The organism is Arcobacter sp. ISO1 (assembly GCF_058105185.1).
In genome coordinates this window covers 519,690-535,497 of record NZ_CM176573.1, presented here as the reverse complement: position 1 = coordinate 535,497, position 15,808 = coordinate 519,690, and the positions used below count along the sequence as shown (strand labels likewise).

Annotated in this window: 16 protein-coding genes and 1 other RNA gene; 6 read left to right on the top strand and 11 right to left on the bottom strand. The window is 29.7% G+C overall.

All coding sequences use genetic code 11. The features are described 5' to 3' along the window. Together AC2TY9_RS02660 and AC2TY9_RS02655 are read right to left on the bottom strand one after the other, a co-directional pair. Positions 1-1,989, bottom strand: a complete 1,989-nt coding sequence (locus AC2TY9_RS02660) for an EAL domain-containing protein (RefSeq protein WP_489779342.1) — start codon at positions 1,987-1,989, stop codon at positions 1-3. A gap of 5 nt (positions 1,990-1,994) precedes the next feature. Next, positions 1,995-2,855 carry a sulfurtransferase gene (locus AC2TY9_RS02655; protein WP_489779340.1) on the bottom strand — a complete coding sequence of 287 codons (861 nt, stop codon included), beginning with the start codon at positions 2,853-2,855 and terminating at the stop codon, positions 1,995-1,997. Between the two features lie 113 nt (positions 2,856-2,968). Here AC2TY9_RS02655 and AC2TY9_RS02650 point away from each other — a divergent pair, with 113 nt between their 5' ends. Genes AC2TY9_RS02650 through AC2TY9_RS02635 form a run of 4 tightly spaced genes read left to right on the top strand, consistent with a single transcriptional unit; the run spans position 2,969 to position 5,912 of the window. Then, the gene (locus AC2TY9_RS02650; protein ID WP_489779339.1) at positions 2,969-3,793 is read left to right on the top strand and encodes an SIR2 family protein; all 825 of its coding nucleotides are present in this window, start codon (positions 2,969-2,971) and stop codon (positions 3,791-3,793) included. Beyond that, on the top strand, positions 3,786-5,033 hold the full coding sequence (gene clpX / locus AC2TY9_RS02645) for an ATP-dependent Clp protease ATP-binding subunit ClpX (RefSeq protein ID WP_489779337.1): 1,248 nt from the start codon (positions 3,786-3,788) through the stop codon (positions 5,031-5,033). Before AC2TY9_RS02650 ends, clpX begins: the two co-directional genes overlap by 8 nt. Further along, entirely contained in the window at positions 5,017-5,481 is a 465-nt protein-coding gene (locus tag AC2TY9_RS02640; protein ID WP_489779335.1) for a GNAT family N-acetyltransferase, read from the top strand. Before clpX ends, AC2TY9_RS02640 begins: the two co-directional genes overlap by 17 nt. Before the next feature lie 44 nt (positions 5,482-5,525). Further along, a complete protein-coding gene (locus tag AC2TY9_RS02635) occupies positions 5,526-5,912 on the top strand; it encodes a 4Fe-4S dicluster domain-containing protein (RefSeq protein ID WP_489779333.1) in 387 nt (128 codons plus the stop codon). Between the two features lie 22 nt (positions 5,913-5,934). Here the strand turns inward: AC2TY9_RS02635 and AC2TY9_RS02630 are convergent, their stop codons facing one another. Beyond that, on the bottom strand, positions 5,935-6,354 hold the full coding sequence (locus AC2TY9_RS02630; protein ID WP_489779331.1) for a YqaA family protein: 420 nt from the start codon (positions 6,352-6,354) through the stop codon (positions 5,935-5,937). After that, a complete protein-coding gene (locus AC2TY9_RS02625; RefSeq protein ID WP_489779330.1) occupies positions 6,351-7,253 on the bottom strand; it encodes a DMT family transporter in 903 nt (300 codons plus the stop codon). Before AC2TY9_RS02625 ends, AC2TY9_RS02630 begins: the two co-directional genes overlap by 4 nt. A 152-nt stretch (positions 7,254-7,405) precedes the next feature. Here AC2TY9_RS02625 and ffs point away from each other — a divergent pair. Further along, an RNA gene (ffs, locus tag AC2TY9_RS02620) (signal recognition particle sRNA small type) lies at positions 7,406-7,502 on the top strand. 148 nt (positions 7,503-7,650) lie between these two features. On the opposite strand, the gene AC2TY9_RS02615 is transcribed toward ffs, so the two are convergent. Genes AC2TY9_RS02615 through rlmB form a run of 4 tightly spaced genes read right to left on the bottom strand, consistent with a single transcriptional unit; the run spans position 7,651 to position 11,665 of the window. Then, positions 7,651-8,910: a homoserine dehydrogenase gene (locus AC2TY9_RS02615; RefSeq protein ID WP_489779328.1), complete on the bottom strand. Its 1,260-nt coding sequence runs from the start codon at positions 8,908-8,910 to the stop codon at positions 7,651-7,653. 9 nt (positions 8,911-8,919) lie between these two features. After that, on the bottom strand, positions 8,920-10,128 hold the full coding sequence (locus AC2TY9_RS02610) for an LL-diaminopimelate aminotransferase (RefSeq protein WP_489779326.1): 1,209 nt from the start codon (positions 10,126-10,128) through the stop codon (positions 8,920-8,922). A gap of 12 nt (positions 10,129-10,140) precedes the next feature. Further along, positions 10,141-10,971: a hypothetical protein gene (locus AC2TY9_RS02605; RefSeq protein ID WP_489779325.1), complete on the bottom strand. Its 831-nt coding sequence runs from the start codon at positions 10,969-10,971 to the stop codon at positions 10,141-10,143. Positions 10,972-10,981: 10 nt separating this feature from the next. Continuing rightward, positions 10,982-11,665 (bottom strand): 23S rRNA (guanosine(2251)-2'-O)-methyltransferase RlmB, encoded by a 684-nt coding sequence (gene rlmB / locus AC2TY9_RS02600; protein WP_489779324.1) that lies wholly within the window; start codon positions 11,663-11,665, stop codon positions 10,982-10,984. Between the two features lie 134 nt (positions 11,666-11,799). Here rlmB and AC2TY9_RS02595 point away from each other — a divergent pair, with 134 nt between their 5' ends. Further along, positions 11,800-13,776, top strand: coding sequence for a methyl-accepting chemotaxis protein (locus AC2TY9_RS02595; RefSeq protein WP_489779322.1), 1,977 nt, complete (start codon positions 11,800-11,802; stop codon positions 13,774-13,776). Positions 13,777-13,782: 6 nt separating this feature from the next. Here AC2TY9_RS02595 and rsmI read toward each other — a convergent pair whose 3' ends face one another. The 3 genes from rsmI to miaA all read right to left on the bottom strand — a co-directional run bounded on the left by rsmI (position 13,783) and on the right by miaA (position 15,770). After that, on the bottom strand, positions 13,783-14,598 hold the full coding sequence (gene rsmI, locus AC2TY9_RS02590) for a 16S rRNA (cytidine(1402)-2'-O)-methyltransferase (protein ID WP_489779320.1): 816 nt from the start codon (positions 14,596-14,598) through the stop codon (positions 13,783-13,785). 12 nt (positions 14,599-14,610) lie between these two features. Beyond that, on the bottom strand, positions 14,611-14,811 hold the full coding sequence (gene rpmE, locus AC2TY9_RS02585) for a 50S ribosomal protein L31 (protein ID WP_489779318.1): 201 nt from the start codon (positions 14,809-14,811) through the stop codon (positions 14,611-14,613). A gap of 83 nt (positions 14,812-14,894) precedes the next feature. Further along, positions 14,895-15,770 (bottom strand): tRNA (adenosine(37)-N6)-dimethylallyltransferase MiaA, encoded by an 876-nt coding sequence (gene miaA, locus AC2TY9_RS02580; protein WP_489780396.1) that lies wholly within the window; start codon positions 15,768-15,770, stop codon positions 14,895-14,897. Positions 15,771-15,808: the final 38 nt, after the last annotated feature.

The following is a 15,808-nucleotide window of genomic DNA, read 5'->3' as shown; positions in this document are numbered from 1 at the left end:
TCATCCTTCTAGCCATGAGCTTAAAGCTCTTGGTTTTCCAAGGTAATACCCTTGACCATAAGTTACACCAATTTTCCTTAATTCCTCAACATCTTCTTTAGTTTCAACATACTCTGCAACTGTTTCTTGATTTTTTAAACTAGCTATCTCTTGAATATATTTTATAACTGCTTTATCAGTTGGGTCAGTGTGCATATCTTTTACAAAGCTACCATCAATTTTGACAACATCAAAGGGCATACTTTTTAGATACTCAAAAGAAGCCATACCAGTACCAAAGTCATCTAAAGCAAGTCCTATTTTTTTTGATTTTAAATAGGAAATAAATTCATTTGCCATATTAAAGCTCCCAATGGCCGAACTCTCTGTTATTTCTAATTCTAATTTTTCCCATGGAAAATCAAAATACTCAATAGCCTCTTTTGCCTTTGCTTGAAAATCTGGGTTATTTAAACTTGAACCTGCTAAGTTTATGTGAGCACTATGTAGTTTGTTAATATGCTTTTTATTTTTAGTAACAGTTTCAAGATATGTCCAAAGTACAAAAGAATCAATGGCACTCATAAGTTGGTATCTTTCAGCAACACCTAAAAACTTATCAGGAGAGATGAAGTTGTTATTTTTGTCCCACATACGAATAAGTATTTCATATCCTATTTTATCACTTTCATATTGTAAAGGAACAATGTCTTGTGCAAAAAGTTCAAATCGTGTTGGACCATTACCTAAAGCTTCTTTTATCATTTTTGCCGTATCAATCTCCATTGAAATTTGTTTTGTATTTTCATCACTTTTGTCATAGATGTGGGATTTATTACGCCCTTTTTGTTTAGCTGTATAAAGTGAAACAGTAATAGCTTTTAATAATTCATTTAATGTAAACTCAAAAGCTTTAAAATGAACCATTGATATACTAGCGCTAACACTATGGGTTTCATTATTATGGGAAAATCTAAAATCGCTTAATGCATTAAGACTTTTTTGCAAAAATTGCTCTCCATACTCTTTTGAACTATTTTTTATTAATACTGAGAAACTATCTCCATCAATTCTTCCAAAAAGTGCGTCTTTTGGAAGTATTTGTTTATAATGATTTACAAGCATTTTAAGTAAATTATCACCAACTTCATTACCGACTGAATCATTTATTAGTTTAAATTGATCTAAATCTATCAAGAAAGTATTATTACCTTTTGTATAGTTTTCCTCTTTTAGTGTATCTTGCAAGGCTTTATCCATATAAAACCTATTATATATACCTGTTAATTGGTCATGATTTGCTTGAAATTGTAGTTTTTTCGAAGCACTTGAGATTTGTTCCATTTGATTATTAAAACCTTGAAATATATCTTTTATCTCATTACTTGCATTTGTTTTTATATATTTAATATTATTTTTAGTTGGGTCACTTCTTCTCATAGCTTCCAAAAGGTTTAAAAATGGTTTCGTATAGGTTTTACTAAAAAACATAGCTAAGAAGCTACCAAAGATTAAGGCAAAAGGGAATATAGCGAGAATTGTATTTGTAATACGATTTTGTCTTATTTTAAAGTTTGTTAAATCAACATCTAAAATTGTATAGCCAAAATTGTAATTATCAACTACTAAATTGTTTTTTATATACAATGAGTCTTGGATAAAAAAAGTGTTTGATGTTTTTAAATATTTACTAGAAATCTCTTTTTTGATAGGTCCATATTTATAAATGGCATTATTAGACTCATCAAATACCAACATAGATTTTATATTTTGAAAGGCTTTTAGTCTAAAACTAATATCAGAGAGTAAATCTGCACTTGGATTTAAAATATATTTTACTAAGTCATTATTTAAAGATTTTGTAATCGCTTTTGCTTCAATTATTGCATTTTTATTGTTCTGTTCTTTTTGAATTTTTAAGACAAAAAACATTGTTGCAGACTCAACAGCAACAACAACTAAAGAGATGATTATAATTAGTTGAATCTTTATACTAAACTTATTCCACATCGTATTTAATTTCCTGATAAATTGATTACAGGAAGAGCAAAATCATTTCCCCATTCTTTCCATGAAGCATCATAATTTGCCACATCAAAGCCTAATTCTCTTAGGGCAAAATAGTTTGTTGAGGCAATTCTCCCAATTTTACAATATAAGACTATTTTTTTGTTTTTATCTAAGTTTTTATAAACCTCTTTTAGTTCATCTAGGTTTTTTAATTTTAAGTTTTCACCTCTATTATTTATATTGTGTCCTGCTGGTATATTAATAGCTTTTGGAATATGTCCAAACCTTTTTGCAATAGACTCTTTGCCAATATAAGCTTCTTTGGGTCTTGCATCAATTATAATTTGAGAATTATTTCTTGTGGCAATTTGTGTTGAAAATTTAGTGGCTAATCTTTTATTGTTTATGGAAACTATATAATCACTTTTTTTTACCTTTGTTGGTTTTTTTGATATTTTAAAACTATTTTTCTTTAATTCATCAAAACCTGCATTTATAAGCTTTACATCTTCAAAACCATAAACTTCTAAAGACCAAAATACTCTTGAAGCATCAAAGAAATTTCCATCATCATAAATCAAAATAGAATCACTTGTATTGATACCTAAATTTTGGATGATTTTTTGCATTTTACTTGGAGTTGTTATTTTCCCATTTCTTGACTTATTTTCATATGTAATAGTTGCAGGTAGATTTAAAGAATCTTTTAAATGACCTTTTAAAAATAAATCACTACTTCTAGCATCAATCACTTTTGAAGAAGAAATAATTTTTGATAAATCTTGTATCTCAATACTTAACTTATCAGCAAATAAGCTTGAAGATATAAAAAATAAAGCTATTGAAACTAAAAATAATCTTAACATAAATACTCCTTTTAACTTAAAATAGATTATAACATAGAAATAAATAATATTATAGTAGTTCTATTGGAACAGTTTTTGCATGTAAGTTCATAAATATTACTATAGGATATTAAATGGAAAATATAGTAGAGAAATTAAAAGATGGTTCATTGGTTCCTTTTTTAGGAATGGGTGTCTTTGAAAATACAGTTGCAAAAGATGGTAGTCAGCTGCCATTTGACAGTGATTCTATGATTTTAGCTTTAAATAATGGAAGGGCAATGAGCCCAAGACTAATGTATGAATATAGCCGTGCTGCTATGAGTTTAGAACAAAGAAAAGGAAGAGAATTTATTGTTCAAATGACAAATCATATTTACTCTTCAAAGGAGTATGATTTACCGCCTGCTTATAAATGGCTTTCACAAATAAAACCTAAATATGTAATTGATACAAATATGGATGATTCTTTGCAAAAAGTTTATGAAGATACTGAACACTTTTTAATAAGTGGAGTTTCAAGAATTACAGCTGATTACGATAGATTTATAATTTATAAATTTGATTTAGAAAAAAAAGAGTATACACAAATAGAGAAAGAGGCCTTAAATTTAGAATTGCCTATCTTATTTAAACCTATGGGGTCAACAAAACCTCAAATGAATTTTATTGTTTCTGATGCAGATTTTGTTGACTGGCTAACTGAGGCAATGGGTGGATATGCGTTACCTTCTCAACTTAAAGAGTTTAGGGAAAACAAAGAGTATCTTTTTATGGGTGTTGATTTTTCAAGGGATACCTTTAGAATGGTAGCTAATGAGATAACAATTGGTTTAAAAGGTGGAATAACACTTTTAAATAAAGAGGAATTAACAAAAAAAGAGGATAAATTTATTAAAACTCATAATTTAGAAAACCTAAAATTGAGTGTTAGTGAATTTATAGAAAACTATGCCTAGTAACACAAATTCATGTGACTTCTGTGGAAAACAGATTAAAGAAGTAAAGAAAATATTTAGTAGTGAAACCTCACATATTTGTGATGAGTGTATCACAATGTGCTCAACTGTTTTAGATAAAGAGATGATGCAAAGTGCAAAAAAAGAGTTTCAAAAGGGACTTAGTGTTCCTATGAAAATCAAAGAGCATCTAGATGATTATGTAATTGGTCAAAATGAAGCAAAAAAAGTACTTTCTGTTGCCCTTTATAATCACTATAAAAGAATTGATAAACCTATTATCAAAAACGTAGAGATTGAAAAATCAAATATTATGTTAGTTGGACCAACAGGTTCAGGTAAAACACTACTTGCTAAATCCCTAGCTAGAATTATGGATGTACCTTTTGCCGTTGCTGATGCTACAGCCTTAACAGAAGCTGGATATGTTGGTGAAGATGTTGAGTCTATTTTATCAAGATTATTAGCAGCAGCTGATTTTGACCTTGAAAAGGCAAAAAGGGGTATTGTTTATATTGATGAGATTGATAAGATTGCCAATAAAAGTGAAAGTGCCACAAGTGGTAGAGATGTTTCAGGGGAGGGTGTTCAGCAAGGACTTCTAAAAATACTTGAAGGTGCAGAAGTTTATGTTCCTGTAAAAGGGAGTAGAAAAAATTCAACTGCTGAAACGGTTCTTTTTGATACTACCCATGTATTATTTATTTGTGGTGGCGCCTTTGTTGGATTAAGAAAAGACAAGGCAAAAGAGAAATCTTCGGTTATGGGTTTTGTTAATGGAAAAGAAAAAGAAGAAGAGAAAAAAGATATTGAGCCAAAAGAGCTTATTAACTTTGGACTTATCCCAGAATTTATGGGAAGAATCCCTGTTATTGCAGAACTTGATAAACTTACTCACGATGATATGATTAGAATTTTAAAAGAGCCTAAAAATGCGATTACAAAACAATATGAGATTTTGTTTGAGCTTGATGGTGTTGATTTAAAATTTACAGATGACGCTTTAGAAGATATTGCACAAATAGCAATTGAAAAAGATGTAGGAGCTAGAGGACTTAGAGGTATTATTGAAAAATATATGTTACCTTTACAATACACAATTCCATCAGAAGAAAACCTTGCATCTTGTGTTATTACTAAAGAGTATATAAAAGGTGAAGAGGAAGTAAATTTAGAGTATAAAAAACCATCTGATAAAAAACCTTCAAAAGAAGTACAATATAGTGATATTAAAAAATAATCTTGATATCTCAAAAGGGGATATTCAAGATATCCCTTATCTTATCCCTTTATTAAAAGAACTTTTTACAATAGAAAAAGATTTTACCTTTGAAAAGTCTAATCATGAAGAGGGATTAAAACTTTTAATTTCAAACAAAAATTCAACTGTAATAGTGGCAAGATTCGAAAATGAAGTTATTGCTATGGTTACTATTCAAACTATTATTTCAACTGCTACAGGTTCTAAAACAGGCTTAATTGAAGACTTTATCGTAAAAGATGATTTTAGAGATTTAGGAGTGGGGACACATCTTTTTAACTATCTAAAAGAGTATGCTAAAAAACATCATATGAAAAGACTTCAACTTGTTTGTGATGAAGATAATGATGTTGCAAAAGAGTTTTATACAAATAAATCATTTAAAAAAAGTAATATGGCAGCTTGGTATAATCATCTAGTGGAATAAAAATTGCATCTACCTTTTTATAATTTTATAGCGAAGGATAGAAAATGGCAGTTAGAATTACTGAAGAATGTATTGCATGTGAGGCTTGCGCTCCTGAGTGTCCAGTAGCAGCAATATTAGAAGAAGGACATGAAAAGAATCCGTATGATGATTATTTTTATGTAAAACCAGAGTCATGTGTTGAATGTGTAGATCATGCAGATGCTCCAAGATGTGCTGAAGCATGTCCAACAGAAGGTGCTATTGTATGGGATATGCCGTATACAACAGAGTTCAATGAATATTATGCTTCAAGAAATGAAGATGGTGTTTATAAAATTAGAGAACATAAGAAAAAAGGTTTAATGCTTCCAGAAGTTAAAGAGCAAAAATTTATTGCTGATATTGCAATGAGTGAAAGAGAAGCAGAAGCTAACGTTCAAGAGTTTTAATGTTTTGTAAGAGCACTTGCTCTTACAAATTATAATTTACAGCAAGGGCTAAAAATAAATATCTAGAAAACTTTGCAATTGTAACTAAGACTAAAAAATACTTCCAATTATATTTTAAAACTCCAGCTACAAAAGTTATTGGATCTCCAACTATTGGTAACCATGAAAACAAAAGTGTAAATGCTCCATATTTTTTAAAATACTTATTATACTTTTCAATTTTTTCTTTTTTTAAGTAGCCTTTTTTTTCTAAATACTCTTCACCTTTTAATCCTAAAATATAATTGATTAATGATCCAAGAATATTTCCTAAACTTGCAAATAGTACTAAAAGGTAAATATTATAGCCTTGAGTTATATCATATATTAGTAAGGCTTCACTTCCCATGGGAAATAGTGTTGCTGAGATTAGGGCTACAAAAAATAAACTAAGGTAAATCAAGCTTTAGCTCTTTTAAATCTTTTAACTTTTAGTTGAGATATAAATACCCCAATTAAAATCAAGCCACTAGCAATTAACTCTTTAGATGAAAGTTGTTCTCCTAAAAATATATAGGCTAGAAAAACTGTGAAAATAGGGATTAGATATACAAAAACAGCTGCCTTTGATGCTTCTATTTTGGTTAAAGCAAAGTTATATAAACCATAACCACATAACGTAACAACTATACCTAAATAAATAGACCAAGATAAGGCTTGAATAGTAAATTGCATATTAGAAGTACTAATCTCATAGATGAAAAAAGGAAAGAAAAAAACAGCCCCAATAAAAACTTGAATTGCCGTTATAAATAAAGCTGAGTATTTATTACTTAAATATCTAGCTACAATTGTATATCCTGATGCACAAGCCATGGCACATAACTCTAAAAAGTTACCTAACATAGGATCCGGAGCACTGTAAGATGTAGTGGCTTGAACACTTAGCCATACTGCACCAAACATTGCAATTAAAGAACCAAAAATTAGTTTTCTTGTAATAATCTCTTGTAGGAAAAACCCTGCAGCCATTGCTGTAATAATTGGCATAAGCGATGTTATCATTCCAGCTTGTGATGCTGAGGTATATAATAAAGCCTTTGCTTCGAAAATAAAATAAAAACAAGGCTCAAATATAGCTAGAAGAAAAATATACTTTATATCACTTTTAGTGAAATCGTATTTTAAAAAATCTTTTATAAAGTATAAAAAACATAATGAGGCTGTTATCATTCTTATAAAGATAACTGTATATTCCCCCAAGTCTTGCATGGCAGACTTTAAGGCAATAAAAGAACTAGCCCAAATGAACATTGCAAAAACCAATGAAAAGAAACCGATTAGATTAAAATTTTTAGACAATTTATTTACTTCTTTTGTGAAATTAAGCGTGGATTATACTCTTTTAAAAAATAAAGTCAATAAATCGCTTTAAACTATTTTAAGAAAAGTTTTAGTATAATTCGTTCCTTTAAAGCAGAGCACAAAGAGTATATAGGTACTTTTGATGCTCTTCTTTAGCCCCTTACAATCGTTTTAAGAGACAACGCCCCAGGATGGGAACATAGCAAGGCACCTCTTTCTATGGTGTGTTTGGGTACCTGGAGAAGAGTGCTGAGTTTAATCTCAGTTACTCAAAACTTATTAAACATAATAATCAAAACAAATTTTTTTAATATTAAAACACTTTTTCTAAGTTATACAAATGTGCTATTTCAAGGAAGAAAAGACCCAAGAATTACTTGAGTCTTAGATTTTATTAGTCTTCTATTCTAATCATAACTGGTTTTGCAGTAACAGCACCAGCTTGTTCAATTTTTTCTAAGGCCTCAACTACATCTTTTTCTAATGATGTATGAGTTGCTAATAAAATGTTTGCGCAAGTTTTATTAAGTGGTTTTTGAATCATCTTTTCAATAGAGATATTTTGCTCACCTAAAATAGTTGCAATTTTAGCTAAAACGCCAGCTTTATCTTCAACTCTAAGTCTTAGATAATATTTTGTTTGAATATCATCTTTTGACATTAAAGTTAAATTTTCAGAGTTATCAAGTTCAAAACCTAACATTGGAGAACCTTTTCCACGTCTTGCAATATCAACAATATTTGCAATCACAGCAGAGGCTGTTGCATCACCACCTGCCCCAGCTCCATAATACATAGTTTCTCCAACTTTATCACCAATTACAGAAACTCCATTCATAACACCGTCAACTTTTGCAATCATTTCATCCTTTGAAATAAACGCAGGGTGAACTCTAAGCTCAACTTTTTTATCAATCTTTTTTGCAATTGTTAAAAGCTTAATAGTGTAGTTAAACTCATTTGCAAAATCGATATCTTCTGGAGCAATATCTTGAATACCTTCAATTAAAATATCTTCAGGTTTTGCATCAATATCATAAGCAATAGATCCAAGAATTAGTAATTTATGGGCAGCATCAAATCCACCAACATCAAATGTTGGATCAGCTTCTGCATAACCTAAATCTTGAGACTCACATAAAATTGTGTCGTAATCAACACCTTCATTAATCATTTTTGTAAGCATATAATTACAAGTACCATTCATGATACCTCTAATTGATTGGATATGGTTTGCTGTTAATCCATCCCTTAGAGCATTAATAATTGGAATACCCCCTGCAACTGCTGCTTCATATTCAAAAGGTGTTTCACCTGCTAAATCTTGAAGCTCATATCTATGATAAGCCAATAAAGCTTTATTAGCAGTAACAACGGCTTTCCCATTTGCTAAAGCTTTTTTTACAACTTCATATGGTTTTTCAATCCCACCCATAAGTTCAACAATAATATCAATTGAGTCATCATTTAAAACTGATTCAATATCATCAGTTAGTTCAATTGTTACATCTCTTTTTTTATCTAGGTTACTTACCACACCAATTGCTGGTTCTATTTCACAACCTGATCTTTCTGTAATAATATCTTTATTATCTCTTAAAATATTAGCAACAGATGCACCAACAGTACCAACTCCAATAATTCCTATTTTCATATACTTATCCTATAAACTACTTAAATATCTTTTTATGTTTTTTGCCGCTTGTCTAATTCTTTTTTCATTTTCAATTAGAGCGATTCTTACATATTGATCACCATAATGACCAAATCCAATACCTGGACTTACAGCAACTTTTGCTTCAGTTAGAAGTTGTTTAGAAAATTCCATACTTCCTAGATGGCTTGCACACTCTGGAATTTTTGCCCAAATAAACATTGAAGCATTTGGAACATTCATTTCCCATCCTGCATCTTCAAAAGCTTCAACCATAACATCTCTTCTTTTTCTATATTTTTCAATATGTTCTTCAACGCAATCTTGTGGTCCATCTAAAGCTACGGTTGCAGCAACTTGAATAGGTGTAAACATCCCATAATCAAGCCATGATTTAATTCTTTTTAATGCACCAATTAGTTTTTCGTTTCCAACCATGAAACCAACTCTCCATCCTGCCATATTGTATGACTTAGATAAAGTAAATGATTCAACAGCTACATCAAGTGCACCTTTTGCTTGGAAAATTGATGGTGTCTTATACCCATCAAAGGTGATATCAGCATAAGCAATATCCGAAATGATATAAAATCTTTCTTGTTTTGCTAAATCAACTAGTTTTTGATAAAACTCTGGTGTTACTGTTGCACAAGATGGATTATGTGGAAAGTTAACTAAAACATATTTTACTTTTGGAATAGATTCCCTTAATGTCTTATTTAATCTTTCAAAGAATAAATCTTCATCTACTCTAAAATCATCTCCAAATGGTAATTCAAAGTTATGAATTCCAGCACCAGCAAGCATAAAAGCATATGAGTGGATTGGATAAGTTGGGTCTGGAACAACTGCTACATCTCCAACATTTACAATTGCTTGAACTAGGTGAACATATCCCTCTTTACTCCCCATAGTTGCAACTGCATGTTTATTTGGATCTAAATCTTCAACCCCATATTTTCTTTTATACCAATTGCAAATAGCAAGTCTTAGTTTATAAATACCTGCACTTGCACTATATCCATGATTTTTTGGTTTATCTGCAGTTTCTTTTAATTTGTCAATTATGTGTTGGGGTGCAGGTCCATCTGGATTACCCATTGAAAAGTCAATAATGTCCTCACCGGCACGTCTAGCTTCCATTTTTATATTATTAACTTCTGCAAACACATAGTTTGGAAGTCTTCTCATTCTTTCAAATTCAATTTCTGGAAACATTAATTTCACTCCTTATTTAATCATTACACTTAATCCACGCTTTATATTTTCTAGCGTGTATATATCATCTATTTTTACATATTTAGTATCTTCTGGAATAGCTACTTTTAAAGACCTTGATTTTTTATCATCTTTAACTATTTCCAAAATATTTAAATCTTTATCGTAAAACACTATATTTGGAAACCATTGATTACCTGGTTTTGATAAAACAATTAAATCACTTGCTTCTTCAAAATTTATGAAATAAGGCTTCAATGGTTTTCTTAAATCAACTTTTTCCCCTACTAAAATCTTTTGAGACTTTGCTAAAGTTGACTCGGACGTATCAATTACATACGACCATTTAGTATATCCCTCTTTTTTGATATCAATAAATTTGCAATTACTTTGTGCTAATTCAATTGATAGCATTAGAGGGTCGATGGCGGCTTCTGTTTTTAGATTTATAATCCAAGTAGCGGTTCTATCTTCATTATAAACTAAACTTTTCGTAAAATAGTGATAATAACCTAATCTTTTCAATGAATCAGAAATGATTTTCATTGATTTTATTGGTGCGTTTGAAATATTGAAACTAATTGTAATATTTTCTGGCGCATTTAAAGAAACACTTAATAAACCATTATCCTTCAATTTTTGCATAACTGCTGGATAGTTTAAAGATTGATTTTGATAATAAGCAGATTTATCTTGAAAAATATAATTTATTAAACTTTGATTTTCATTGAATGTATCGTATCCAATGATATTTGCAATTTTTTCATTAAAAGTTGCCCCATTTAATAATACAGAACAAAAAATAAAAATAAATGATAATTTTTTCAAAATATTTTTCAGCATAGTTTCTCTCTTATTTTTTTAAATTATAAATTAAAATTCCACCTGCAACAGAAACGTTTAAAGAATCAAAATCATTGAACATTTTAATTGAAACTGTTTCATCAAGTTTTTTAATAATTTTATTTGATAAGCCAGCACCTTCACTTCCTAAAAGTAAAGCTGTTTTTTCACTTGTGTTATCAAATTCTTTTAAATCTATTCCATCTGTTGCTGCACCAAATAGTTTAAAATCTTGTTGCTTTAACTCATTTGCTACATCAAGAATACTTGGTACTTGGCAAAAGGGAATATCAAATAAAGCTCCACTACTAGTTCTTGCTATTCCTTCATAGTTTAGCTGTTTAACATTACTTGCAATAATTGCATCAACTCCTAAAGAGTATGCAGTTCTGCAAATTGCTCCAATATTACCTACATCAGTTAATCCATCTAATACAACAATAAAACTTGAATCTTTCAAATCTTTTAAAGACACTGTTTCATATTGGCTAAGTTTTAGAAAAAATCCTTGGTGATTCCCACCTTTTGCCAAACTTTGTGCTTTTTTGTTATCAAGTTTTATGATTTTTTTGTTTAGACTTGTAAACTTTTTAAAAAGTTTTGGTTCAATCTCTTTTGAGAACATAACCTCTTCAATAAGGTTTGGATGTCTCTCAAGTACATAAAGTACTACTTGTTTCCCATATATAATCATGGCAAGATTTTATCTAAAAATTGTTGATAAACTACTTTTGAATATAAATAATATTTTTTTTATAAAAGAAAGATATACTCATGCTATAAATTTTTGTTATACTTTAGAAAATAATATTTAGTAAGAGGCAAATTATGAATACCAATTTGGAATATATAAAAACAGTAAATACTACCGAATCACAGATTGATAGTACTTTAGTAAAGGGCTTGTATTTTGGTGAAGATTCACCTGCTTTTATTTTAGGATATATCTCTCCACATATAAACTTCAATAGTGTTTCTCAAAAAATAAAATCTTTATTTCCAAGTGAAACAAAGGTTATTTTGATTACAACAGCAGGGGAATTATGTTCTTTTAATATTGATGAGAAAAGGGGAATGCTGTACAATGATGCAAGCTCAACTTGGGAAAATATTGTATTGCAATCTTTCTCATCATCTATGGTTGAATCACTTGAAGTTTTATCTATTCCTTTATTTAGTGAAGATATGAGTTCTTCTAGTATGGATCATTCTCAAAGAGTTGATAGAATTACACAAGAGATAAAAAGACAAAACATAAATACAAAAATACACCATGAAAATACTTTTGCTCTTACTTTTGTGGATGGGCTTTCAAGTTCAGAGAGTTTTTTTACAGAAGCAGTTTATAAAAGTGGTAAGCTTCCATGTTTGATTATTGGTGGAAGTGCTGGTGGAAAACTAGATTTTAAAGAAACTTATATCTTCGATAATTCACAAGCAGTAAGACATAAAGCAGTTGTTTGTTTAGTAAAACTAAAACATGGATATAGATATGGTGTTTTAAAGTCACAAAGTGTTGAGGAAACAAATGTCTCTTACTTAGTTGCTGACGCTGATGTTTTAAAAAGAACAGTTTATAGTGTTTTAAATGAATCAACGAATGAGATAATAAACTTCTTGGATATGTTAAGTTATCAATTAAGCTGTACAATTGAAGAACTACCAACTGTATTAGGTGATTATACCTTTGCCGTTAAAGTTGGTGGAGACATTTATATTAGATCAGTTGCAAATGTGGATGTGGAAAATAAATGTATCTCATTTTTCTGTGATATTGCCTTTGGTGATGTCTTATATCTTGTTAGAAATAAAGACTTCGTTTCTCAAACACAAGAAGATTATAGAAGATTTTCATCTCAAAAAAGAGTTGCACCTTTAGGTGCAATGTTCAATGACTGTATTCTAAGAAGACTTTTAAACCAACAAAGACTAGGTGCTCTGCAAACATTTAATGACTTTCCAGTAGCTGGGTTTTCAACATTTGGAGAGTTATTAGGGGTAAATATTAATCAAACATTGACAGCTTTATTTTTCTACAAAGTTGAAAATGAAGATGATTTCAAAGATGACTTTGTAGATAATTTTGTACAAAAATATGCACAATATTCTGCTTATTATGAAAAAAGAGAAATCTATCAACTTCAACTTATGGCAAAGGTTAGAAAAGCAATTATTGAAAAACTAAAAGAGGCTTTCCCTTTAATTCAAGATATGGTTTCTATTATCAATGATGTTTATAATAATACACAAAAATCAAATGAGATTATTGATGAACTTAATAATAAATTTGAAGTATTTACAAAAGATATTATGACGAATGTTGAAACAAATATAAAACTTGTGTCAAATATGGAAAATCTTACATCAAATGCAGATGAGATTAAAAAAGTTCTTTCATCTATTTCTGATATTGCAATTCAAACAAACCTTTTAGCATTGAATGCAGCTATTGAAGCAAGTAGAGCAGGTGAATATGGAAAAGGGTTTAAAGTTGTTGCCGATGAGGTTAAAAAGTTAGCAAAAAGAACACAAGATGGATTAAAATCAAGTAATGATTCAGTTGATATAACTGTAACAGCAGTTAAGGATACAGCAGGGATGATAAATAGTGCTAGCAGTTCTTTAAAATCAATTTCTGAAAATACGGAAGTTATAAATCAATCATTTAATAATATAAAAGATAGTACAAGAACAACTAATAGTTTTATAGCTAATAAAAAAGATAAATTTGATAGATTATCTCAAAGTATTAATAGAATTGAACAAATTCAAAATAGTTTAGAACAGTTAGAAAATCATATGTAAGAAGATTTAATCTTCTTGCATCAAGCTATTATAAATCTCTTTAACATTTTTTCCTGTCATTTTAGCTAGTAGTTTTGCTTTTGCTTTTGGCGCGATATCTAGGGATTTTATATCATCTAAATCTAGGGTTTGACCTTTGAACTCAACAGGTTGGATTACAATTACCCATTCCCCTTTTATGTTCTCTTCTTTAAATTTCTCAAATAGATTTTTTGCAGAATCTTTGAAAGTTTTTTGATGAAGTTTTGTTAACTCTTTTGCTAAAAAAATAGTTCTTTCTTCATCTATATTTTTAATCTCCTCAAGTGTTTTTAACAGTCTATGGGGTGATTCATATAAAATAGATAAAATTGAACTTTGCATAACTTGAGTAAGTTTTTCTTTTCTTTCTTTCCCTTTGTGAGCTAAAAATCCAAAAAAAGTAAACTCTGTATGTTCAAAGCCACTCATAGCAAAGGCTGTTAAAACTGCATTTGCCCCTGGAAGTACATCGTAATCTAAATTATTGTCAATGGCATACTGAACCAATGAAGCACCTGGGTCACTAACACAAGGCATCCCTGCATCACTAACATAAACAATATTTTTTTCAAATGTTTCAGGAGTTAAAGTTTTTAGTATTTGATTTTCATTATGTGAGTGAAAAGATTTAAATTCACTACATTTAAAAGTTAGATTTTCTCTTTGAGATATTAGGTTTAGAAGTTTTTTTGTGACTCTTGTATCTTCACAAAAAATCAGTTCCGCTTCCAAAAGGGCATTTATAGAACGCTTGGAGATGTCCTCTAAATTTCCTATTGGGGTGGGAACTAATGTTAACACGCTATTAAAAAACTATTTTTTAGCGTATTTAGCTTTGAACTTCTCAACTCTACCAGCAGCATCAACAATTTTTTGCTCACCAGTAAAGAATGGGTGACAAGCAGAACAAATATCAATTCTCATTGTCTCAACATTTGATTTAGTTTCAAATGAATTACCACAAGCACAAGTTACAGTACAAGCTTTGTAATCTGGGTGAATATCTTTTTTCACTTGATTTTCCTTACTTTAATTAATGCCTAAGAAAAGATCGAATCTATTGTCGTCCTTTAATAAGCTCTTTTAATGGATTGGGATTATATCGAAAAATACTTAATAATATCTGAATTTAAGTTTTCTATAATATTTGAAGTTTTATTTTTGAATTGACCTTTATTGAAGGTGTTTTGTCTTTTTGCTAATTTTGCAGTATTTTGTGCAATTCTTTCTTCAAGTTGCTTTTTGTCAAGTTTTCCATCAAGGTATTGTAAAGTTTCAAGAATACCAATTGAAGCCATACAATTTGGTTCTCTTTTATATTTGCTCTCTAAGAAAATTACTTCATCAATAATGCCATCTTTTATCATCTGTGAAGTTCGTAATGCTATTCTTTCTCTAAGTTTGTCTCTATCCCATAAAATCTCAAAGATTTTTAAATCTTTTGCAACAGGTTCTTTTTTGTTTATCTCAAAATATTTTGATGGTGCCATATTGCTTTGCTTGTAAATAGAGAAGGCTTTTCTAACTCTGTATATATCATTTCTTGCAATTTTTTCCATATAGGTTTTATCCAATTTATATAGAAAATCATAAGTTTCTTCTAAACTCATCTCAAGGTCATATTCTTTTTCAATACCCCTTGACAAACCTTCAACTAAAGCTTTTAAATAAAAACCTGTACCACCAACAATAATAAGATTTTTACCATTTTCTTTGGCATAAGTTTTAGCTTTTTTGTACTCTTCAAAAAACTGTATAACATCAAATTTCTCATTTGGGTAAAGTACATCAATCCCAAAGTGAACTATATCCCCACGTTCTTCTTTTGAGGGCTTTGCAGAAGCTATATCTATCTCTTTGTATACTGATAAAGAATCAAGTGACAAAATAATAGAGTTTGTCTTTTGTGCTATATCTATTGATAGTCCAGTTTTTCCTGAGGCTGTTGAGCCAATAATTGCAATCTCTTTCATAAAAGTGATTGTAGCAAAACAATTGTAAATATCTTTTT

What these genes read in the sequence shown, in the direction of transcription:
- AC2TY9_RS02660 (WP_489779342.1), bottom strand. Translation starts at nt 1,989, where the DNA reads ATGTGGAATAAGTTTAGTATAAAGATTCAACTAATTATAATCATCTCT.
- AC2TY9_RS02655 (WP_489779340.1), bottom strand. Translation starts at nt 2,855, where the DNA reads ATGTTAAGATTATTTTTAGTTTCAATAGCTTTATTTTTTATATCTTCA.
- AC2TY9_RS02650 (WP_489779339.1), top strand. Translation starts at nt 2,969, where the DNA reads ATGGAAAATATAGTAGAGAAATTAAAAGATGGTTCATTGGTTCCTTTT.
- clpX (WP_489779337.1), top strand. Translation starts at nt 3,786, where the DNA reads ATGCCTAGTAACACAAATTCATGTGACTTCTGTGGAAAACAGATTAAA.
- AC2TY9_RS02635 (WP_489779333.1), top strand. Translation starts at nt 5,526, where the DNA reads ATGGCAGTTAGAATTACTGAAGAATGTATTGCATGTGAGGCTTGCGCT.
- AC2TY9_RS02615 (WP_489779328.1), bottom strand. Translation starts at nt 8,910, where the DNA reads ATGAAAATAGGAATTATTGGAGTTGGTACTGTTGGTGCATCTGTTGCT.
- AC2TY9_RS02610 (WP_489779326.1), bottom strand. Translation starts at nt 10,128, where the DNA reads ATGTTTCCAGAAATTGAATTTGAAAGAATGAGAAGACTTCCAAACTAT.
- AC2TY9_RS02605 (WP_489779325.1), bottom strand. Translation starts at nt 10,971, where the DNA reads ATGCTGAAAAATATTTTGAAAAAATTATCATTTATTTTTATTTTTTGT.
- rlmB (WP_489779324.1), bottom strand. Translation starts at nt 11,665, where the DNA reads ATGATTATATATGGGAAACAAGTAGTACTTTATGTACTTGAGAGACAT.
- AC2TY9_RS02595 (WP_489779322.1), top strand. Translation starts at nt 11,800, where the DNA reads ATGAATACCAATTTGGAATATATAAAAACAGTAAATACTACCGAATCA.
- miaA (WP_489780396.1), bottom strand. Translation starts at nt 15,770, where the DNA reads ATGAAAGAGATTGCAATTATTGGCTCAACAGCCTCAGGAAAAACTGGA.